The 21,856-nt window shown below is 53.9% G+C and carries 18 protein-coding genes; 8 read left to right on the plus strand and 10 right to left on the minus strand.

Going from position 1 to position 21,856, the window contains the following annotated elements; all coding sequences use genetic code 11:
- Position 1: 1 nt before the first annotated feature.
- Positions 2-931 carry an ATP-grasp fold amidoligase family protein gene (locus HWV07_RS17745; protein ID WP_178335602.1) on the minus strand — a complete coding sequence of 310 codons (930 nt, stop codon included), beginning with the start codon at positions 929-931 and terminating at the stop codon, positions 2-4.
- Between the two features lie 275 nt (positions 932-1,206).
- Here HWV07_RS17745 and HWV07_RS17750 point away from each other — a divergent pair, with 275 nt between their 5' ends.
- The 6 genes from HWV07_RS17750 to HWV07_RS17770 all read left to right on the plus strand — a co-directional run bounded on the left by HWV07_RS17750 (position 1,207) and on the right by HWV07_RS17770 (position 6,658).
- Entirely contained in the window at positions 1,207-1,962 is a 756-nt protein-coding gene (locus tag HWV07_RS17750) for an FkbM family methyltransferase (RefSeq protein ID WP_178335603.1), read from the plus strand.
- A 204-nt stretch (positions 1,963-2,166) separates the two neighbouring features.
- Positions 2,167-2,472, plus strand: coding sequence for an NAD-dependent epimerase/dehydratase family protein (locus tag HWV07_RS17755; RefSeq protein ID WP_178335604.1), 306 nt, complete (start codon positions 2,167-2,169; stop codon positions 2,470-2,472).
- Positions 2,473-2,478: 6 nt separating this feature from the next.
- The gene (locus HWV07_RS17760) at positions 2,479-2,838 is read left to right on the plus strand and encodes an NAD-dependent epimerase/dehydratase family protein (RefSeq protein WP_178335605.1); all 360 of its coding nucleotides are present in this window, start codon (positions 2,479-2,481) and stop codon (positions 2,836-2,838) included.
- 47 nt (positions 2,839-2,885) lie between these two features.
- Entirely contained in the window at positions 2,886-3,020 is a 135-nt protein-coding gene (locus HWV07_RS19990) for a hypothetical protein (protein ID WP_281362313.1), read from the plus strand.
- 263 nt (positions 3,021-3,283) lie between these two features.
- Complete coding sequence (locus tag HWV07_RS17765; RefSeq protein WP_178335606.1) at positions 3,284-4,741, plus strand: sugar transferase; 1,458 nt, start codon at positions 3,284-3,286, stop codon at positions 4,739-4,741.
- 114 nt (positions 4,742-4,855) lie between these two features.
- Entirely contained in the window at positions 4,856-6,658 is a 1,803-nt protein-coding gene (locus tag HWV07_RS17770) for an ABC transporter ATP-binding protein (RefSeq protein ID WP_178335607.1), read from the plus strand.
- A gap of 6 nt (positions 6,659-6,664) precedes the next feature.
- Here HWV07_RS17770 and HWV07_RS17775 read toward each other — a convergent pair whose 3' ends face one another.
- The gene (locus tag HWV07_RS17775; protein ID WP_178335608.1) at positions 6,665-7,777 is read right to left on the minus strand and encodes a glycosyltransferase; all 1,113 of its coding nucleotides are present in this window, start codon (positions 7,775-7,777) and stop codon (positions 6,665-6,667) included.
- Positions 7,778-8,503: 726 nt separating this feature from the next.
- Here HWV07_RS17775 and HWV07_RS20050 point away from each other — a divergent pair.
- Both HWV07_RS20050 and HWV07_RS17785 read left to right on the plus strand, forming a co-directional pair.
- Positions 8,504-9,187: an O-antigen ligase family protein gene (locus tag HWV07_RS20050; RefSeq protein ID WP_343046124.1), complete on the plus strand. Its 684-nt coding sequence runs from the start codon at positions 8,504-8,506 to the stop codon at positions 9,185-9,187.
- Between the two features lie 179 nt (positions 9,188-9,366).
- Positions 9,367-10,359 (plus strand): glycosyltransferase family 4 protein, encoded by a 993-nt coding sequence (locus HWV07_RS17785; RefSeq protein WP_178335610.1) that lies wholly within the window; start codon positions 9,367-9,369, stop codon positions 10,357-10,359.
- A 389-nt stretch (positions 10,360-10,748) separates the two neighbouring features.
- Here the strand turns inward: HWV07_RS17785 and HWV07_RS17790 are convergent, their stop codons facing one another.
- From HWV07_RS17790 to HWV07_RS17825, 8 genes are all read right to left on the minus strand, one after another.
- Positions 10,749-12,023, minus strand: coding sequence for a glycosyltransferase family 4 protein (locus tag HWV07_RS17790; protein ID WP_178335611.1), 1,275 nt, complete (start codon positions 12,021-12,023; stop codon positions 10,749-10,751).
- A 318-nt stretch (positions 12,024-12,341) separates the two neighbouring features.
- Complete coding sequence (locus tag HWV07_RS17795; RefSeq protein ID WP_178335612.1) at positions 12,342-13,433, minus strand: glycosyltransferase family 4 protein; 1,092 nt, start codon at positions 13,431-13,433, stop codon at positions 12,342-12,344.
- Positions 13,434-14,406: 973 nt separating this feature from the next.
- Entirely contained in the window at positions 14,407-16,518 is a 2,112-nt protein-coding gene (locus HWV07_RS17800) for a VirB4 family type IV secretion system protein (protein ID WP_178335613.1), read from the minus strand.
- The gene (locus tag HWV07_RS17805; RefSeq protein WP_178335614.1) at positions 16,515-17,621 is read right to left on the minus strand and encodes a TraC-like domain-containing protein; all 1,107 of its coding nucleotides are present in this window, start codon (positions 17,619-17,621) and stop codon (positions 16,515-16,517) included. The genes HWV07_RS17800 and HWV07_RS17805 overlap by 4 nt, the downstream gene beginning before the upstream one ends.
- A complete protein-coding gene (locus HWV07_RS17810) occupies positions 17,621-18,751 on the minus strand; it encodes a TrbL/VirB6 family protein (RefSeq protein ID WP_211694171.1) in 1,131 nt (376 codons plus the stop codon). Before HWV07_RS17810 ends, HWV07_RS17805 begins: the two co-directional genes overlap by 1 nt.
- Positions 18,752-19,537 (minus strand): twin-arginine translocation signal domain-containing protein, encoded by a 786-nt coding sequence (locus tag HWV07_RS17815; protein WP_178335615.1) that lies wholly within the window; start codon positions 19,535-19,537, stop codon positions 18,752-18,754.
- On the minus strand, positions 19,537-21,264 hold the full coding sequence (locus tag HWV07_RS17820) for a DUF8186 domain-containing protein (RefSeq protein ID WP_178335616.1): 1,728 nt from the start codon (positions 21,262-21,264) through the stop codon (positions 19,537-19,539). Before HWV07_RS17820 ends, HWV07_RS17815 begins: the two co-directional genes overlap by 1 nt.
- A 1-nt stretch (position 21,265) precedes the next feature.
- Positions 21,266-21,664: a DUF7985 family protein gene (locus HWV07_RS17825; RefSeq protein WP_246279794.1), complete on the minus strand. Its 399-nt coding sequence runs from the start codon at positions 21,662-21,664 to the stop codon at positions 21,266-21,268.
- Positions 21,665-21,856 lie beyond the last annotated feature (192 nt).

Here is a 21,856-nt window from a genome sequence, read left to right on the forward strand (position 1 = left end):
GTTACCAGAGTTCCCCGAAGTGGTGATCGATTTCTTCAGGTTCGAAGTCACCGACGCCTGAACCTGGCCCGACAGTCATCTCGCCGAAGGCGATTCGTTCGCCATCGATGTCGTAGAGGTCTATGCGGATGAAGTCGAGATCTTCGCCCAGCGTCTCGGCTATCTCGACCATATCGTCGAACGTGTCTGGTTTCTCTGTCACCGGGGCCAGAGGATAGCCTCTTTTGAACTCCTGGGGGTTCCAGTCTCTATCGTAGAACCGTCGTTTGTGATCGGAATACCGGTCCAGGTCTACCTGTACGTACTCGACCTCTCCGTGGAAAACGAAGAACTTGTAATCAGGTGGAACGTCGTCGTCCTCGTTCTGAAGGTACTCTTCGAACAGGATGCGGGGTTCGATATCCCAGTACCAGGACTCTTCTTTCATCACGTTATGCGTCGTCTCGAGCCACTCCCGACCTTTCGCCTTGATCTCCTCTCTGGGGACTGTGTCCCCTTCTTCGACGAAGATGATCGGCCCCGCCATGTGGTTCGGCTTCACGACGAACGACTCGGGTAGTTCATCGAACGGAATGTCTTCGGGGTCGTCAGTGACGTGGTAGAGTTCTGGCAGGAAGTCTTCCCCGACCTTCTCGGCGACGTAGTCTCTGACCTGCCACTTGTCCTCGACGGTCGAGAATAGCTCGTTGTCCTCGTAGAGTTTGCGATGAGCAACCTTCTCGTTGAAGGTGCGTGGATTCTTGATCTGTGGCCAGTAGCCCAGCCGCAGATACATGAAGAGCTTCAGATGGAGTTCCTTTCCCAGAGCGGCCTTCAGATAGGGGCTGGCAGGGTTATGGATCAGGATGTGGTTCGCGATCCGTTTCAGGGCAGCGAGCGGCCCTTCCTGCAGCAGGGAGTCTTTCAGGATGGCAGCCTTTCGCTGGAGCACGGCTACTCCTACAGGAAGTCCACCAATAAGCATTGATACGTGGTGATTCCCGACGAACACCTTCTTCCACGTGAACTGACGTGTCGAAGACCGTCAACCATCCCCTCTCCTGTAGACCTTGGAGATATCTTCGAATCGCGGGCGACCGATGCTCGGTTTCAGTCGTGAAACCGGTGCTATACGGACGTTAATTGACTCCTGTCTGGAGTAGGTACGGTTGAAGCTGTGAACCGAGTTACGGGTTAAATACGGACGCCAAGAACTTCCCGCGTACGATGTCAATTCGTCCTGTCGAACTCTACTCGGAAGGCGGTCTCTCGGAAGTCCAACGCGGTGTTACCGATTGGTACCTCTACAAGATTAAACGGCCCGTCTTCACCCAGATCAAGGACACGAGCCAGATCAAAGTAGATGACGTCGAGATTGAGTGGACGATCGCGAATCAGGAGTCGGCGTCGCGTGCAATCGGCATCAGCGAGACGGTCGTCATGGAGGACTTCGTGAAGAATGTGGATGAAGGCAAGGTATTCTGGGATGTGGGTGCAAACCAGGGCATTTACTCGATGCTGGCAGCTGAACAGGACCTGGACGTCCACGCCTTCGAACCCGGTGAGAAGGCCCGCTCGATTCTGCGGGAGAATGAAGCCCTGAACGACGTAGATGTGAACGTGCACTCGTTCGCGCTGAGTGACGAAGATGGCGAGAAGACCCTCGCGAAGACGGGGAATACCGGGACTCGGAGTCTCGTCTCGGATGGTGAACAGGACGGCGATACAGTGCAGATTAAGCGCGGAGAGTCAGTTGACGCACCAACCCCGGATGTCATGAAGATCGACGTCGAAGGCCACGAACTGAAGGTCCTCGATGGGCTGGGGGAGTGCCTGGATGCGTGCCAGCTCTGTTACGTTGAGGTCCACGACGATGCAGAACTCGACGAGGTCGAAACCATCCTCATCAACCACGACTTCGATGATATCAACCACCTTCCGGACCCGAATACGATTGTCAAGGGAGTTACCCCCAGTACATAGTGGTCCGTTTCGACTCAGGTCGTTTCAGTTGATTCGAGTGCAATCTGTTTGGCTGTTTTGAGTGGTGTGAACTCAGCTCGCCCTTTAATCCAGGATTTTGCTCTACTTTCGGTTTTATTACAGATCCGAATTGTTCTACTCGATGGGCGACTATTGGTGCATTTCTTCCAATCGATTTTCACGGCTTCTGCCGATTGCAGGAGTATGTACGTTCTCGACGTGGATGGGGCTGGCTCCATCGGTGGATCCCATCCGGAGACAATCCTCTCAAATGGCTACGACGTGACTGTCATCGAGGCGATGGACCTGTTCAACGATCTTTGGATCAAGGAACATACCATCGAGATCAACCATGAGACGGCAGCAGAGATGGGTAGCGACTATGAGTTCGTCAATGGGAATATTTGCGACGCTGATCTGATTGAGGAACACGTTGAGGAGGTTGCCTACATACATCATCAGGCCGCGAAGGCAGGGATACGGCCGAATGTCGAGGCGCCGCGAGAGTAAAATGAGATGAAGGACAATGAGACGCTCAACCTTCTTGACGCAGCTCTCGAGTGCTTTGTGATAACCTCTTCGTCGTCGGTCTACGGCGGCCGCGAGGAGTACCCCCCCGTTTTTGAAGACTGGCCCGACGATGCTCGTCTCGCCGCGCGGCGCCTCGAAGCTCGCTGCCGAGTGCTGCGCCTGCGCCTAACACGAGGTGTACGACATCCAGCGGTCGCGCTGCAGTACTTCATCGTCTACGGGCTGTGGGTCCACCCAATCATGGCCATATTGAACTTTGTCTCGCGGTGTCTGAACGGCCAGTCACTGGTCGTATACGGTGATGGGACTCAGACGAGAGACTCACATCCATTGACGACGTTCTAAAGGTCCACAGGACGCTGCTCGAGTCTGACGCCGGCGATGGTGGGGCTATGAACATCAGTTCGACGAATAACATCCAGATTCGGACGCTCGTCAACGAAATCCGCAATCAGCTGGCGCCCGACCTGGAGTCCGCCCAACGCTACGACACCGACTACACCTCCAATGACACCACGAAGGATTAGGAGCTGCTCAACTACAGCCCGAGCACCTCATGGGGGAGGCCAACACGAAGTTAGCTGGAAGGTACCGGGAAAATCGCGAGTGGTACGAGCCGTCGAAGACGCGCGCTTGTCAGACTGATGTGCTTAGTATTTAATCGGAGAGAAATGTTCATCGGGTTGGCATTCTAGTTCATAATTTACCCTCGGAGAGATATTTCAAGGGAACGTCAGGGACTGACTCCAGCGCAGCGTTTATTCGGTCAGGATACAGTTAACTGCTAAGGATGCGAACAGGGTGGCCCTATCGAGTTGGGAGCATAGTGGGGGTCGCGGGACTCTCCATGTTGGCCGTAGTCGTAGCCAATCAGCCGGTGATGCAGTCGGTATTCACGACGTATGTCCCGGTCTTCTGGCGGCTCGATCCTGTGACGCTCTCATATGGGCCGCTGACAACGGTATTGTGGGTGGCGGCGACGGTATTCGTCGTCTGTTTCCTCCCGCTATACAAGCCGCGACCGAGACGCGTCCTCGACACCGTCACGCTGGCAGACAAGCGGACCGTCGTCGCGGGCTGTATTCTCGCGACGCTCGGGTACTTCAATTGGTCACACCGGTTGCCTCGGTCAACGCTTGTGATAACCTGCGGGATTCTGTTCGTCGTGCTGCCCACCTGGTTTGTGCTGATTCGACGAAGGCCGAACGGCGAGAACAGCCGAGTGATCATCATCGGTGACGATACAGAGGCGATGGAGGCCGTCCTGGCGGCTGCGGAGAGCCCCGTCATCGGCTACGTCTCGCCGCTGTCGCACTCGACAATCAGCTCAGACGAGTACTCGCAGGCCTATGTGACTGACGGAGGTTCCGTAATGGAGGAGCTGGTAGACGAGGCTGACGCCAGGCCACGGCTCCGCGAACTTGACCGGTTGGGGGGGCTCTCGCGGCTCGACGAGGCACTGGTTGAATACGATGTCGACACCGCGTTCCTGGCGTTCTCTCGAGCGGACCGGGCCGAGTTCTTCGGGACGCTCGACGCGTGTTACGAGCACGGTGTAACGGTGAAGGTCCACCGCGAGCACGCGGACTCGGTGTTGACGAACGGGTTTGGGAGCGGAGAGCTGGTGGACGTGGACCTCGAGCCCTGGGACACGGTGGACCACCTGTTGAAGCGGACCTTCGACGTAGTTTTCTCGATTTTTGGATTGATTGCTACGGTGCCAGTGATGCTGGTTATTGCTTTGGCTATCAAACTAGACGACGGCGGGCCTGTATTGTATCAACAGGCCCGAACTGCAGCCTTCGGAGATATGTTCAGTGTGTACAAATTTCGGAGTATGGTGGAGGACGCAGAATCGATAAGTGGAGCAAAGATCAGCGACGAAGATAACGGCAACTTTGACCCACGAGTCACCCGGATTGGCCGGTTCTTGCGTCGAACTCATTTTGACGAAATCCCACAGCTTTGGTCGATTCTGATTGGTGATATGAGTGTGGTCGGTCCACGACCCGAGCGACCCGAATTGGAGACGAATATGGAATCGGATGCTGTAGCATGGCGCCGGCGGTGGTTCGTGAAACCCGGTTTGACTGGACTGGCACAGATTAATGGCGTCACCGGGTTTCAACCGAAGGAGAAACTTCGACTCGACATAGAGTACATCAGACGACAATCATTGTGGTTCGATTTGAAGATTATTGCCCAACAATTTTGGGAGGTACTACCAAGTGGACCCAATATACAGTAAATAATATGAAACCAAATATTCTGGTTTTAGGTACACTGTTTAGACCGACGCTATTTTACGCTCATGGATCACTGAGGGACGTAAGGGAAGCCCTCCGGTGATCCTTCTGTACTAATGAACGACACAGATAATCTCGATATTTCGTGGAGGGAAAAGGGGCGCGCGCTATATCAGGTTGCGAAGTTTCAACCGGGATTCTCCGCCGCCATTCTTGTTTTAGGCGTATTTGCAGCAGTCCTCGAGGGCTTCGGATTGAGTTTCATCATGCCTATCGTTGAGCTATCTCAGTCGTCTGGGGGTATTGCAGAAGCTGACGGATTACTTAGTGTGTTTATGGGTCTCTATGAATTCTTGGGCATTCCATTTACGCTGGGTTATCTGATCATTGGGGTCGCGAGCGTGATGACTACACGTTATACGATGACGTTCTTAGTCCGTTGGTTCCGAGCGGCTTTAGAGACCCGATACGTACGGTACTTACAGGAGGCGTCATTCAATAGTGCGCTAGATGCTGATGTGGCATACTTCGATGAGCAAGGCTCCGACGAGATATTGAATGCCATTGTAACGCAGGCGGAGTATGCAGGATTCGTAATCAGATACACGCTACAAGCGTTTGAGCAGGGCTTGCTGGCGCTGATATACATCGCACTAGCGCTCTACCTCTCGCCACTATTGACGATTATTACAGGGATTTTTCTTGGCGGCGTAACGTTTCTCTTCAGAAATGTCCTTGACACAGGATATTCTCTTGGTGACGAGGTGGCCGACGCTAAGGAGGGTATTCAGTCCCGAGCCCAAGCCGGAACACAAGGTGTACGCGCGGTAAAACTGTTCGGGATCGGTGATGAACTTCGCGAGGGTTTCTCGGAGGCAGCTGACAAGTTTGAACGGTATCGCATTAAGTTACAGCGCAATGAGGAGGCGATGAGCAGCTTCTACAACCTAACGGTGGCGGTAACGGTTTTTGTACTCATCTACTTCGCCCTAACTTTCTCGGCGATGAATGTCGGTGAACTCGGTGTATTCCTCTTCGCTATGTATCAGCTAGGTCCACGGGTCAGTAACGTGAATAAACATATTTACCGGATGGAAAGCGAGTTACCTCATCTCGTACGGACGCAACGGTTCCTTGACAAGCTAGAATCGAACCGAGAGGTGGAAGGCGGTTCGCAGTCTGTACAGGCACCCGTCGACCGAGTCGAATTCCATAAGGTATGGTTTACCTACGACTCTGCCGACGAACCGGTCCTTAGGGAGGTCTCCTTCGATGTGGAGCGCGGTGATTTCATCGCATTTGTCGGGCCGTCTGGCGCTGGGAAGTCGACTATTGCTTCACTATTGGCCCGGATGTACGAACCGAACTCGGGGAAAATTACGGCTGATGGCATCCCGCTAGCGGAATTCGACATTGACGAATGGCGCTCCCACGTCTCCATCGTCCGGCAGAACCCCCACATCTTCAACGACACGCTCAGAAGGAACATTACCGTTGGACACCGCGCCGCGACGCAGAAGGAAATCCAAGAAGTTTGCGAGATCGCGCGAGTAACCGAGTTTTTGGATGAACTTCCGGACGGGTACGATACAACGCTAGGTGACCAAGGGGTTCGATTATCGGGCGGACAAAGGCAACGTGTAGCCATCGCACGGGCGCTATTGAAGGACGCGGACCTCCTAATTCTTGACGAAGCGACCAGTGATTTGGACACTTCTCTTGAGAAAGAGGTACATGATGGCATCGAGGCGATGGAACGCGACTATGCTATGCTGGTGATTGCTCACCGACTATCGACCATTACGGACGCTGATTGTATCTATGCAATGGAGAATGGCAGGATCGTCGAATCGGGTGATCATGGATCCCTCATATCGCAAGATGGGGCGTACTCACAACTATACTCTCTGCAGTCTTGAACCGAATCAGTTGCCAAACACGTCGCAGTAGATTTGCTCTACCTTTGACGTAGCTACTTCGTGCGTGAAGTGCCTCTGGACTCGCCGCCGGCCATTTCTACCGAGTTCACGACGACGATCTGGGTTCGAAAGCAGTTCATTGATTGCTTTCGATAAGGCGGACGAATCGCGAGGAGGGACGGTCAGACCGGTCTCTCCATCCTTGCTGACCCATGGGACGCCTGTGGGAAGTGAGGTATTGATGACTGGCGTCTCGTGGGCCATCGCTTCGAGCTGAACAATGCCAAATGCCTCGCTCGGTTCAACTGAAGGGAGGACGAAGACGTCGGCCTGTTCATAGAGCTGGTGTAATCGATCGTCAGTGATTCTGCCTAGGAATCTCACGCGATTGGCTACGCCTTCATTTTTTGCTTGTTTAACCAATGCAGCTCGACGGGGCCCAGAACCAGCTACAAGGAGCGTCGCGTCGACATTTTTCATTGCATCAATCAGGTGCTCAAGGCCCTTGTAGTAGACGAGTCGCCCAACGAATAGTATAACCGCGCCTCTATCCACCAATATTTCATCGGAAGAAAGTGCATCTAAGCGGTCTATCGCGTCCAAGTCCACCGTGGGTGGAACAATCTCGCACTTGTCCCGATAGGGCGCAAGGACTTTGGAGTGTTCCAGAAGGGACGGTGAGGTCACAATTATGCGATCGGTGCGCGCAAGGAAGCTATCAAGAAGAGGGCGATAGAACTTCGCCGCGGAACGTTGTTTTACAATGTCACTGTGATACGTGGCTATGAGTTTGGAAGAACTAGGGTCGGCAATAGTCTGTGAGACGACACTGAGCGGATTGGGTAAATGGAGGTGGACAATGTCAGCCCAATCTGTGTGTTGATAGATCCGAAGTGGGAAGGCCGGCGCAATAGGGACTGACATGAGTTCACCTAGGCTGCTTGTACGATAGACCGAAATATCATTGACATCGTTAGAATAGCCGATACCGAATTCTCTGGATGTGAGAACACGGACAGTCCATTGACTTTGAGAGAGTCCCTCCGCTATCGTTTGGACGACGTCTTCAACGCCACCAATTGTCGGATAGTAGTATTTGCTGACTTGGAGTATGTTCATAGCGGGAGTACTATCAATATCCGGGGTTCTATATTGTACAAGATTCGGTTTACAGTGACTTTTTATTCACCACCACTAATCGATCTGTATATTAGATTGAATTCTCCAGATAGGATGGTAACGAACAATCGTTATTTGCTCAGACATTTCTGAGAATGTGATTTACGTTGCCTAGTCTACAGAGAATCCACATCTATATTAACCCTTAAGGATGACAGAGTCGGTATGAATCGGGGGGCAGCTGTGGTTGTTACGTTATTATCTCTCTCAGCATTGTCTCAAACTCAATTTGATATATTTCAATCTATAGGGAGACAGGTAATGATAGTAGGGTATATCCTTACATTCACGTGGCTTCTATATCGGGGTGATTGGGTGCTACGAGGACAATATTGGGCTACCATAGGAGTCTTTAGTTTAATAGCATTATTTTCGATAGCGTTGGTTATTACTCCTGAGCTGCCTTCATCCTTATTGGTATTTCCGGTATATGTTGGAGTAATACTCATTGTGAACATCTTCCTTATTCAGCAAATATGTAGCTGGTTTCAATTTTGCCAAATTATCGGGAGGTTAGGTGCGATAATTAGTAGCATAGGCGTTATACTGATTCTAAGTGGCGGTATTGACCTGACAATTCTCAAACTCACACCATGGCGACCCCATATAATGAGGTCGGTATTTAATAATCCAAATACACTTGGTATTGTGACGATGGTATCTATAATGGCATCATTTAATGAGTATAAAGAAACGAAGGATTGGCAGCCATTGTTGATTGTTTTTATTTCTTCAATAGGCCTGTACTTCAGTCGTTCTCGAACAGCCCTATTAGCTCTCCTTCTGGCGCTAGGTGTCATTGCAGCAGATCAAGTCATTAGTCGGCGAATGGCCTCAATTGGCGTTTCTCTTTACTTCGGATTACTAATAGTCATTCTGTTCGTTTTCATGAGTATCTTTCCCCAGCCATCAATTCTATCGTCGGTTCAGTTTAGTGGACGTCTGATAATTTGGGATTCAACAAGAATAGTTTTGTCCAGAATGTCTATGGTTGATCTCATCCTGGGGAAAGGTTTCGTACATCCCCCAATCCTGCTAGAACCTCATATAAGAGATTCACGGTTTGTGGGTAAAGGAATTCACAACGCATATTATCACGCAATAATGAGATTTGGCCTAATTGGATTACTAATGAATCTATATTTCTATTATTATCCGATACTTAAATCTATGCGCGATCCGCAGAGCAACATTTTCCCTGCCGCAATTGCAGTTGGATTTTTGGGATACATGTTATTCGAAAGTACGCTCTTTTTCGGAGTCGGGGTTACCTCCTCTATGCAGGCAATTGTCCTCGGATATATGCTGAAACCTAGAGATAGGGAGTGTAAATATAAAAGTCTAACATGACTGGTCAGGAGATTAATGCCAAATACGAGAAAGAGTGGACCGTGTAACGACCATTGAGCGGGTGCAATTGGTTCGATTAAAGGGCTATCACCGCGGCGACCCATTCAACGGACTTAAATGATATGTCTGGAGTTGCTTATGATGTAATATTTACCTCTTGAAGTTATAGAACTTCACCAATGAGTCCCCCGCGAGTATTCTATCCCAGACGTTTGGATTTACCAAATCCGGTACAATCAGTCCATCGGGAGGTCTCGAAACATCTTGATGGCTACGAATTAATAGCGTTTGTCAACAGCAGTCAAAACAGTCTTCAAGAAACGATTTCCAATGTATATATAATCCCAGCTGACGCGACAATCATTTGGAAAGCCGTACAATTTTTACGGGCTTATACTGGGAGATATGATATTATCCACACTGGGCCAGCATCCCGGGACAGGTTTGGAAAACTTACTGCGCACCGTGGAGCGGCGTGGGTCCATACGCTTCATGCAGCTCCAACATCCCCACAACAAATTGCTTTGAACAAAACTCTTTGCAAGAATGCAGATCAGGTGACTGCCGTCAGCCCCTATGTGAAAAGTTGGGCTGAGGACACTATCGATGCAACTGTCAATAAGGTTATTCCCAACGGTGTTGATCTTGGAAAATTCACCCCTCAAGCATCTCCAACCCATGAAGACCAGGTTCTGTTTGTTGGCCGGCTTTGCGATCAAAAACATCCAGAAATGATGATTGCAATCGCTCGTGAATTCTCAGACCTCTCTTTCAATATAGCAGGGACTGGCCCTCTTCAGGCTGAACTAGAGAAAGACGCGCCGGAGAATGTAGATTTCTTAGGACATGTCCCCTGGGAGGAGCTTAGAGGGTTATATGCCAAAGCGGCCGTGACCGTATGTCCTGGAGAGAACGAAGGGTTTGGAATGGTCGTTTTAGAGTCGATAGCTTCAGGGACTCCCGTGCTTGCTCTGGATGGGGGTAATCATTCAAACCTAATTGGCCAAGATGGAGGGATCCTCTGCCAAACCCTGAAAAAAGAGGAATGGATAAACAATCTGAACCGAATCCTTTTTGAAGACCATGATTTGAACCCTCGAAGAGTAGCAGAAATGTATTCTTGGCAGAAGATTGCTAGTCAATACAAAAGGCTCTACGAGCTGCTATTATAGGCGCCCAATAAATACGAAAATATTAAAGAAATTTTATAAAAATATTTTTACCACTATAAATAAATTATATAATAATGGGTAATATGGTTGTTAATGCTGGTGTTTCGAGTTAGTTTGTCCATGCCAATCTCCTTGTCCATCCATTACGAATCGAAGGTTTACGGGATGTCATTCTGAAGGCAATAGCCAATGACACGTCAGTCCTGACTCGTCTGGTCGGCGAATTCTCAAAGATATTCGAATATCTCCTCCTTGATGCCACGAATCTAATCCGTCAATCTACCAAGGTACTTAGCTCGTTAGCGATGTAAGGGAATGTATTGAAGGGCTACATATTGGCATTTATCCGGGTGTCAGAGTGAGAGTATTGTAAATGGAGGGACTTGGGGTTATCCCCGCGACTGAATCAGATCTCGGTAAACGGCTTCAACCTGCTCGACACCACGTTCAAACGCGAACCTTTCTGCGACTCGCTCGCGCCCCGCTATACCCATCCGTTGCCGTCGGTCAGGATCTTTCGCGAGATTAGAGATGGCAGAGGCGAACGCATCGGAATTCTTCGGTGGAACCAGGATTCCGGTCCGATCATCATTGATGGCTTCGCCGATTCCCCCTACATCCGAGGCCACTACCGGGATAGATGACGCCATTGCCTCGAGGACGACTCGCGGGAATGCTTCTGACAATGACGGAGTTACGGCAATGTCAGTTTGGGCGTAAATCTCTGGGACATCTTCGCGGAATCCAAGAAAGTGCACTTCATCCGAGATGCCAAGATTTCGGACCAACGATTCGAGATACGATTTAAGGGGTCCTGTTCCGACGATGTAGAGAACGAATTCTAAATCCAATCCTGAAAGAGCATGGAGCAACGTCTCGTGTCCTTTGATTGGAATCAGCGCTCCGACCGAGGTGAGTACGAGACGTTCGTCCGGATTGGGTAATGGTTCAGTAGGCTCTCCAACGTTCTCAAACCGATCGAGTTCGATACCTGGGTATATCGTCTGAATGTTGGCGGGACGGTTGTCGTCCCCGAATGCATCCCCTACCTCATCAGATACCGCTATGAGACGGTCGAACGAGCGGACATATAGTCGGCGCATGAGTGCGTCGATGTACGACGAATCCCACTCTCCATCGATGTGCATAACACAGGGAACGTCCATCCCGACAGTGGCGGCAACGGTAAGTACACGCGAGAGGTTCTCGTTAGGATGAATGATGTCTGGATCGATTTCTCGAATGATTTGTCGAAGTCGAATCGTTGCTTTCGCAAGGGATAAACTCGATAAGATTGCGAGGTGCGGACTCGCCTGAAGTTCTGATCTGGTGAATCGATTCTGCGACTCAGTGATGTTCTTTACCAGTACGCTGATTCCTCGTTTTCTTGCTTCTTCGGCGAGCACGCCGTTCTCTGATGTAAGAAGAATGGGGTTGAAGTCCTTACTCAATCGTTCCATGAGTGAGAGCCGAGAAAGTTGTCCTCCCCCAAGCTCAGTTTTCCCCTGAGCACCTTCGTCATAGAGCAGTATTGTGTACATAGAACGGGTTTCGTGAGATGTATCGCTGTCGTCGCCTTTACCTGTTCTGAAACCTAACCTCATGAGGGATAAGGCCTTTTCCGCGGGGTTAAAATATGTACGTCTAGTGATGACGAAACTCATTTCAAATGGTCTTGGCGCGGCAGATTCGGAACTTCTGGGCCCGTTGATTAGAAATAGAGTACTTTCGAAATTGGGACATGTAGTTCAACAATGTTCTTGACTAAACGGATTCCATATTTGGTTCTCTTGGTAGTCCCAACGGTAGCAATACCGCGACTGCCTTTCCCTCTATAACTATCTGACAGCTGGTCATAACTAGGGTGTCTTTTCTCGGGTAAATAAGCCCATAAAATTCTTCAGTCAGATTAAAAAAACCACCGTGTATGAGGATTTGTTACTGGAAGCAAGAGGATGTTATTATGTAGTTGTGGTCTTATTTCAATATTTATCAGCCGTATTAGTTATCATTTTTGTCAACCTTCGCCGTTGTTCGGGTTTTTCAAATAGCTTTTTATTCTTCCAGGTATTTGTATAGTTTTCATTGGCAATTGCAGATGCGAGCTCGTTTGGAGAGTGTATGATGTTGCTTGTCACAAAAGGAATGTCACCGGCACTACGAGCTAGAATTGGTGTGCCACAAGCTAATGCTTCAAGAATCACGAGTGGAATACCTTCATATTCTGAGGGGTGTAGATAGCAATCTGCAGCTTTGTAATACTGATCGATCTCTTCATAAGGAACTCGCCCCAACGCACGTACATGATTATTATCGAATTCACGATTAATCACCGATTCATACGGACCCGTTCCAACCAATAAGAACATATACTGGTCCAGTGATGATAATTCGTTTATAGCTTCACAAAGAAATGCCAATCCTTTGTGGTAACTCATTCGTCCAACATAGAGGAATATTTTCTTATGATGGGGTAAATTAAGCTTATCCCGGTATTCAGAGGTGGAATATTGAGAATTAAACCGGTTGTCGGATGGCTTTGGTGGTGGAAGAATAACCACATCAGTCTTTGAAACCCCTCTCTTGATAATTTGAGATTCACCGTAAGGTCCAAGGGCGATTATTTTATCAAAAAGATGTAGTGGGAAACGAGCACTGACATTATTTAGTCCGAAGATCCCAATGCGTTTGGGATATGATATTCCCCGATATTCATTAAACGTGTCTCCAGTAAATCGGCCAATTGCTGGGACGCCGCATCTTCTTCCGGCGAGTGCAACGCCTGGTGCATGAGTTGCATATTTCCAGACCTGCATAACCGCGTCTGGTTTGTGATCTCGGATGTAATCCCGAGTATATTGATACCCTCGTATTATCTTGTGTGGTAGCTGATCCGATCGACGTTCTTGTTTTATATAATTGTATTTGGATTCTAAAGATTTTGGAACTGAGGCGCCTCCATATAACTCAACTTCTATTGAGGTGTTTTTTAATATATCCGACCATCCGTTAAGAACAGGGGCTATATTGCTCACGGGGTCTGAATGTGTCCCAATATACAGTCCCAACTTCATTGGTTCTTGTAAAACGATTTATTCCCTTCTTTTCGTCCAGGGGTCATGAGGACTTAGCTTGTTCATACATCAAATTAATACTTCCCCTTTCCTTTCTGTCCAACTAAATGGGCAAGATAATCTTCAATAGGGCAGATTAGTCGTTGCCAATCCATACTGGGACACACTGGCCACCCTTGAAGGTCACCACGGGGCAGCCGCGATAGTGGGCTCAATATTGGCACTCAGATCGAGGACAGCTACATCCAGTTGACTCCACAAGAACTGTTGGTGGAATCGCCGGAAGAAATCATCGAGAATGGTGTGTATAGAATTGAGGACTGGTCCATGTCGATGTCGCGCACCCAGCCAATTGAAATACAGGGACGATATTCCGGAAGAAAGGCTCCCCCAGGTGATGGACTATCTACCAGAACACCACTGCTGTACTCCAGTAGTGACCAGAACTATCGATGATCAGAATCGGCTGTTTCAGGGGAGTATACGACTGTTCTCGATGGGGGGTTCCAACCCATCCGTGAGCTGATGTGACCTGGTACAGCTAGAAAACTCACAGAGGGCGTTGCTCTGTAGTAGCTAGGACCCGGTGGATAGACGACCGACTTTTCGCTATCTGAATTGGATAGTGCTCACCATGAAATCTCTGATTCTGCTGGTATTGAACGATACCAGCCGTCAGCGACCGACTTCCGTCACATATCTTGGGTCTAAGGTCAGGTGAGAAGGTTCGGGACTGGGATAGTCGAGAATGTGTCGCCTGCGGACTCAGCGAGACCGCTCATAAGGAAGACTTTGATCGGCAACTCGATGTCCACCTTATCTGTGGAGCATGCACGTCGTCGAATCCGGATGTATTCAATGCTCCCCGAAATCTAATCACCCTCTATATCAGTTGCTACTTTGATGCAGCACCGTATACACCAGGCCTGCCACCGTTTGTCAAACAGCCAGTGAACAGTAACGGGCATTAGGTTTAGTCGTCTCCCGCTAACGGACCTTTTCCTCCGCGGCGAATCCCCTCGAGTGGCAAATTATCCTCGACACCCTGCTTCGAACGCGGTTCATAGTCAATGACAGCCTTTTCAGTCGGTAATGCTCGAACCTCCATGCCGCGCCACTCCCCGTCGATTCCGAGCAACGCCTGTGAATACCCCTTCTCATCACTCCCTGGGACCGCGTCCTGAACGAATCGCATCTGCGCGTAGTTCAAGCCGAACTCGTCGGCCCACTGTTCGTCCATGCCGTCGAGCTTGTGGAACTGCTTGATGGCGCACTGATCGAGAATCATCTCCGCCTCGGGTTGTTGGAAGAACTCGTCGACGGTCTGGGTCACGAGGCGTATCGAGAGGTCGTGATGGCGATGATGTCGGAAGATCGTCTCCAGATGCTCCAAGGTGGCCGTATCGGAGAGTATGTATCGCGCCTCGTCGACGACGAGAACGACCTCTTTGTCCGTGGCTTTGGCGCGCTCGTAGACGAGCGTGATGAGCAACTCCATCAGGAGACTCGTGTGACCGCCGATCGAACCGCCTTGCTGCTGGAGATCGAGGTAGACGAGATCCTCATTCCGGATATCGAACTCGCTGTGCCGTCCCAGGTTCTCTAACTGCCCGTTCTCGTCGAAGGGCCGCAACTGGTCGAGCAACCACAAGACGTCAGTCTCGATCTTCTCACTTTCCGCTTCGACGCGGACGACGTACTCTTCAGGTTTCTCGCTCATCTCCTCTAGGATGTCGAGGACGTCTCGAACGGTCGGGCTCTCCCGGTCGTGCGTCGTCACGTCTTCGGTGATGCCCTTCCGCTGGTACGCCTCGTCAATCGCGAGTTCCAGCGTCGTTCTGCGGTCGCCCAATTCGATATCACGGTGGGCGAAGAAGTTCTCGAAGAAACTCACAGCCCGGTTCCGACGCTCCTTCAGGGGACTCGCATCATTGCCACGCGCCTGCAGGACGTGCTCTGGCGTGGGCTTGATCTCCAGTGGGTTCAACCCGAGCGTGCCACCGACCGTGATGCGTTGGCCACCGAGCGCCTCTGCGACACCGGCCCAGTTGTTGAGCGGCTCGAGGATGACGCCGATGCGGTCGGGGTCCTGTTCGATCGTCCGGATGAAGTTCTGTTTCGAACCGAAGGACTTCCCCGACCCTGGATCGCCCACGGTGAACATCGCATAGCCGTCCTCGCGGGCGAACGGGTCGATGACGAGCGGACTGCGCGTGTCCTTGTGAACGCCGAACTCGACGCCACCCTCCTCAAGAATCGTGGCGTCCTGTGGCGAGGCCAGCAAGGCACCGACAGCGCCACCCAATGCGACAGCGTTCCTTTCCAACTTGCTCGGCCCGATCGGTGCCGCCGATTGCACGGCAAGATCCTGCGTACAGATAGCCGTCTTCGGCTCCAGTTGCGCTGGCTCTTCGCGAAGCGCGGCTCGGACCTGCTTCACCGACTGGCGAAGCTCGTCTCTCGTGTTTCCACGGACGGTGACGACGAGTTCCTGGTCGAAGACTTTCTGCCCGTTCTCGACCGCGGTGTACGTCTGTCTCGCCGCGTTCGCACGCTCCTGGAGGTACGAACTCCGCACGGTCCGCTCGAGGTCGGCCTCGGCCTGGAGGTCGTCGGCGACCCGCTGGAGTTCGTCCCGGGCTCGCGCCTGGTTCCTCGGGTCGACACGCGCCGTGATATCAAACTCGACGTCGGTCAGCTCGAACAGGTCGCTGAGATAGCCGTCGTTCGGCGCGTCCGGATACTCGGCGACGTACAGCGTCGAGGTCCACTGCTCGCCGACCCGGGCAGTCCGTGTGTCCCACTCGATGGCCGCTGGCGCCATCACGTCCTGCTGGCGTTCGGCCAGTTCGTCGAGGACGCGATACTCCACCTCGGCCGCCTCCAGCGTCTCCTCGTCGAGCAGGTCGTCCAGCACGGGGTCGTCACGTTTGCGTTCGCGGTACCACGAGAGCAGGTTCGCCACGGCGATCAGCAGGACGACGCTGCCGAGGCCGTAGACGAACAGGCCCTCCGTCGAGACGAGTGGCGGCAGCGAGTCGAGCAGCTGCTGTGCCTGGATCTGAAACACAAATGAGCCCGTCATCCATCCACCTCCGCATCGACGCGCTCGGAGTTGTCGAGCACCGGCTGTTCGCGGACGAGCCGCTCTGCCGCGTCCTCACAGTACTCTTCGCCGTTCCAGAACTCGGCGTTCAGCACGAACAGTTCGACGGAATCCAATCGCCGCGCAGACCACCCGGGGACCTTCTCGACGAACTCGGTGCGCACGGTCCGGATGCGGTCATCGAGCTTCTCGAACATCGCCGCCCGGAGCTCGGCCTCCGAGTAGTCCTCCCGTCGAGTGACGAATGGGTTGAACAGCGGCCCGATCACGGGGAACCGCACGAGCTGCTCGCCTGGCGTGAGTTCCTCCTCGTAGCGATGATAGACCGCCATCCGGTCGACCTCGACGCCGAGATAGAAGTGGAACTGCCGAGCGCCAGCGAGATCGGCCGGTCGCTGCTCGAGGTACTCCCCGAGCAGTTCACGGAACACGGGGTTGGATTCGACGTCCGGGTCGTCGAACCGGCTGTCGAGTTGTGCGACCAATCGCTCGACCGGGAACGCCTGCGTCGTCGCGTAGAACGTGAGCGGGAAGTCGAGTTCGTTGTTCGCGAACTCCTCGGCTTGCTCCTGGACGGTCTGCCAGTCCTCGGCCATCGCGAAGTCCATGTTCGCTGGCTCCAGTTCGACGAACGCCTCCATCGTCCCGTCCGTCCGCTCGATCGCACCAGCCCCGGGCCAGGCCCGCTCGACGTTGGTGAGTTCCTGGGTCGATTCGTCGACGCTGAACGGCGTGTACTCGACCCAGCCACCCTCCGTCGATGGATTCGCGTCGTCGGCCCGATAGCTGTGCGTGACTCGCGGCCGCTTGAACACATAGCGGCCGACGATGCGGAGCCACTCCCAGGCCGTCAGGTGCGGTGGCGACGCATAGACGGTGGCCACGCCGAGCCCGAACCCGACGAACAGGAGGGTGATGGCGAGGGCGCCGAAGCCGGTGCTGGCGCCGATGAACAGGCCCGCGACCGGGAATCCGAGGAGGACGCCGACGTCACCCTCGCGGATGTTCACGATGGGGAGGCGCGTATCCTCCCCGAGGCGATTCATGATGCGTCGTGCTGCTGCGCTGTGTTCGTCTGCCATTAGTAGTATCCAGGATCGTTCTCTGAGCGCCGATACTCGGGGATGCCACCACTGCCACCGCCACCGCTGCCGTCACCGTCATCGCCTGGTCCCGCTGCCTGGGCCTGCCCTTCCGAACTGTTCGACTGCGACTGCCGGGAGGCGAGTGCCGACCCCGCTGCCGCGGTCGGTCCCCACCGTGCGCCAGCTGCGGCTGCCGTCGGCCCGGCCAGATACCCAGCCGTCGCGACCGTTCCCGCGAGGACCGCACCACGTCCCGTGCCACTGATTGCGCGAGACGCCATCGGCGCGGCGAACTTGAACGTCTTCCAGGTGACGTACAGGGTGATGATCGGCAGCGAGATCACCACGAGGTACTGGGCGAACTGTCCGCCGAGTTCGAGCTGGTGGTCGCCAGCGAACAGCAGTTCGTAGCCACGGAAGAGGATGGCTGCCGGCAGGGGCAACGCGGCCAGTGGAATGAACTGGGCGATCAATCGCCGGGCGATGTTCGAGAGGACCGGCAGGTTGCCGTACGCGATGGCGATGCCGAACGGCATGCCGTACAGATAGACGTACAGAAGCAACTCCCGGATGATGAACAACGCCTTCAGCGCGACCATCGCGAGCCCTCCTAAACTGGCCATCACGAGGGTCAGCCCCGGTGTGCCGGCCGCCTGGGGGAGGATATCGGCGACTACTCCACCGACTTTGCCGATATCTGGCAGTAAACCTACGGTCAATCCTTGAACGAAATAGAGAGCGAGTACCCCCAACCAGTACCATGTGATTATGAGGAATGCCCCTACCCAAGATGAACGACGAGCTTTGCGAGCTTCGTAGGCACTCCCGTAATTGAATATCCGGATGAAGTGATGTCCTTGGACACAGAGGAAGAGAATCAATAGAGCGAAGAACGTCGTCTCACCCGCAACCGTCGATTCGTAGATGCTCTGCCAAAGACCGTCAGACCCTCTCGGTGGAGAAAAGATCAAATCAATGCCTTCGCCCTCTGGAAGTGGTGTATCGAATAGTGAGATAGAAGCTTCATGCAGCCCAGTAACCAACTCTTCAACGAACCACTCAGTAATCTGGTCGACAATATCCTCAAACCACTTAATCCCGAAGTCGGAAAACGGTATCTCGGCCAACTACGACACCTCCTTTAGGGAGATCTCGCAACCATCGTAGGTGTCTGAAGCTGAATACTCGACGTTATATTGTACAGATGATGTTCCACTTACCCCACCACGGATTTTGACCGTCAATGTACCCTCTTGCTGAGTCGAAGTGCATCGGATGCCATCCCCCTCGAAGAAGAATGGAAATGTACTGCTGAAGAAAGTTCTTCGTTCTCCACCGTTCACTATTAATGGGTCATACCTTCGACCGCCCGATTCCGGATCCCATACCCCAGTTCGATCACCTTCTACTTGCTTCGGATTGGGCACGTCCCCTAGGAAGTGCATCTTCTGCATTGCCTCGGGACCATTCCCTGTATTCTCCACCACTACTACCGCCTGACTACCTTTCGTTGTCCCAAGCGATTCAGGCATCTCGTCGAGTCGGTTCGCGCCGACGCCGACGTCAACGATCTCCAACTCGGGCCGAATTACCTGCGTCGTCTCGGCGAGCGTCTCGTCATCAGCAGCGGCGACGAGACGGTACTCACCGGGCGTGTATGGCATCGAGATGTCGAACGTAACGCGAGATGCCCCTGTGGCCACGGACGTCTCAGCGAACGACTCACCGGCCGGGTCGATCACGGAGATGGTCTCCGCCTCGAGTGACTCCTCGAACTCGACGACGAGTTGCTGGTCTTCGACTGCGATCTCGGTGAAGCCACTTGAACTGGTTGAACTACTCTCCGAGCAGCCTGCCAACACTGTGGCTGCTCCGACGGTACCGAGTACGTCGCGTCGTGTAAGCTTCGTCATCAGTATCGCCTCCATTCGAACATCGAACCGAGCTGCCGCCCGGCATACCACACCACCAAAAACGGAGCCAGCAAGAGCCCCGTCCGGACGAACAGCTCCAGCCACCCATCGATCGACCCCAGTGCGTGCCACCGCACCATCGCCGAGTCACCGGCGTACACGGGATAGCTATCCAGCCACGACGCGGGTTCGTACCGCGCCGTGTAGACACCCTGTTCGGTGAGGTGGACGACCGCCTCGCCGGTCGCGTTGGTCTTCACTCGCTGCCCGTCGATCTCGACGTACCCCTCGCGTTCGAGGTCCGCGATCGGTGCAATGCGGTCGTCGTCGGCGAGGACGATTGGGTCACCCGACTCGGCCTCCCGGAGCGTCACCAGGACCGTGATGCCGCTCTCGTTCTCGTCGACGATCTCCGTCGTGAGGTCGCTCTCGCGTATCTCGCGGTCCTCGAGCGGGCCGAGGAGCTTGGCTTTGGTCCCGTGGACAATGCCGTGGACGGTCAGGTTCTCCGTATCCACGGCCCGGGACTCGATGGCCAGCCCGTAGGTCGGCTCGTACGATTCGTTGACGACGTCGACGGTCACGTTCTCCGGCAACGCTCCCGCGGGCGAACGGCGCTGTTCGCCCCACGTCCGGATGATCGTCGGCCCCGCGTGCTCCGGCTTCGCCCGCGGCCCCAGCTTCGACGGATAGGCGTGGACGAAGACCGGCAGGACGTCCGAGTCGACCTGTCGCGAGTCGGTGCTATTGGACTCGACCAGCTGGTCCCACTCGGGGTTGCGAGCGGTGAAGAACCGCCAGACGCCTCGGACTCTCTCGTCGCCCGACTCGTCGAGCGTGTACCCCTGCCAGGGCTCGGTCTGGTGGATCGACACGCCGGTCTCCCCGCTCGGATACTCAGCGTAGTGGACCGACGCCCGCAGGTCGTAGAGGTCGACCGCGATGGTATCGCGGACCGTGACCGTCTCCGTGAGGACGTCGGTGCCCGTCTCGTTGGCGGGAATCGTCCCGTTCGCAACGGTCGCGTCTCCGCCAGACGCGGGGACGATCGTCACCGTGATCTCCGCCTCCAGGGTCAGATTCGACGCACTGTCGGTCGCGTACTTGAGGGCCGGCCGGTGACTGCCCGACCCGTTGGCGATCGCTTCGCCGTCGGCGTACAGCCGCGTCTCCGAGACCTCGTGGCCGGCGACCTGCATCGAGTCGGAGAGCCGCAGCGGATCTCCACCGCCCGAGCCAGCGAGCCGATAGTCCACGAGGCCCAGCACCTCGCCCTCCGTCGGGACGTAGAACCGTTCGTCGCCAGGCGCCACGTGGGCCCGCGTCGACGGCGAGACGGCGAAGATCGTCGCGTGGGCGTCCTTGATGTAGGTGCCGTTGGTCGTGTTCGCCGTCGGCGGGTACCGCGAGGTGCTCGCGTCGCCCGGCTCGAACTCGCCGTGAGCGAAGCGCGTCCAGCGGCTGGCCGTCGACGGCGGCTCGGTGAACGTCAGGTCCGTCCCGTTGGCGACCTGGTGGATCGTCGTCCGGTTCTCGCCGAACGATTCCTGATACGCGTCGTTCGAGACGTACGCCTCGGTGGGCTGGCGTGCCCACAGCGTCGCCTCCTCGCTCTCGGACAGCGAGCTGTTGGTCGTCCCCGGCCTGGGTGGGTCACCACCGACCACGGCCGTCGCAGAGGCGACGAACAGGAGCGCGACACTCAGTGCGATGCCGACCTGCCGCATCCTAGAACGGGACGAGGTCGACACACTGGGCGACGGGCAACTGCATCAACTGCCCGGCGATGGTGAAGGTCGGACCGAGCAGGACCAACACGGCCGCGGACTTCGCCGCTTGATACTTGTGTCGCTTGAGGGATTCCACCCGATCGGCCGGCACCGTGAACATCTGGGCGAGCTCGTCGATCTGCCAGACGACGAGCAGGCCCATCAGCCCCAGTGTCGTCGTCAACTGGACGATCCCCTCGATCATGTTCGGCAGTACCCCTGACTCGCCCGAACAGACGGGATTGTCGGCCTGTGCAGCCACCGGCTGCGCAGTGAAGATTCCGACCAGCAGCCCGACGACAAGCAGCCCGACGCAGAGACGAGCGAGACTGACGAGACGCGTCGAATCGACGGACACGTTCCGGATAGCACATGTAGGAAGACCGCTCCTACAGACACGAGACAACCTCGTTGCGACAGCTTCCGTCATACTTCATCGACGTCATTGAAGCAAGGAAGCATTAACCGGACTAGATATCACACAAACTATGTCTCAAACGACATTGTTATATCAGAAATTTATCATCTGATTTAGTGTGATTTAGCTTGC

The organism is Natronomonas salina, from assembly GCF_013391105.1.
In the GTDB taxonomy this organism is placed as follows: domain Archaea; phylum Halobacteriota; class Halobacteria; order Halobacteriales; family Haloarculaceae; genus Natronomonas; species Natronomonas salina.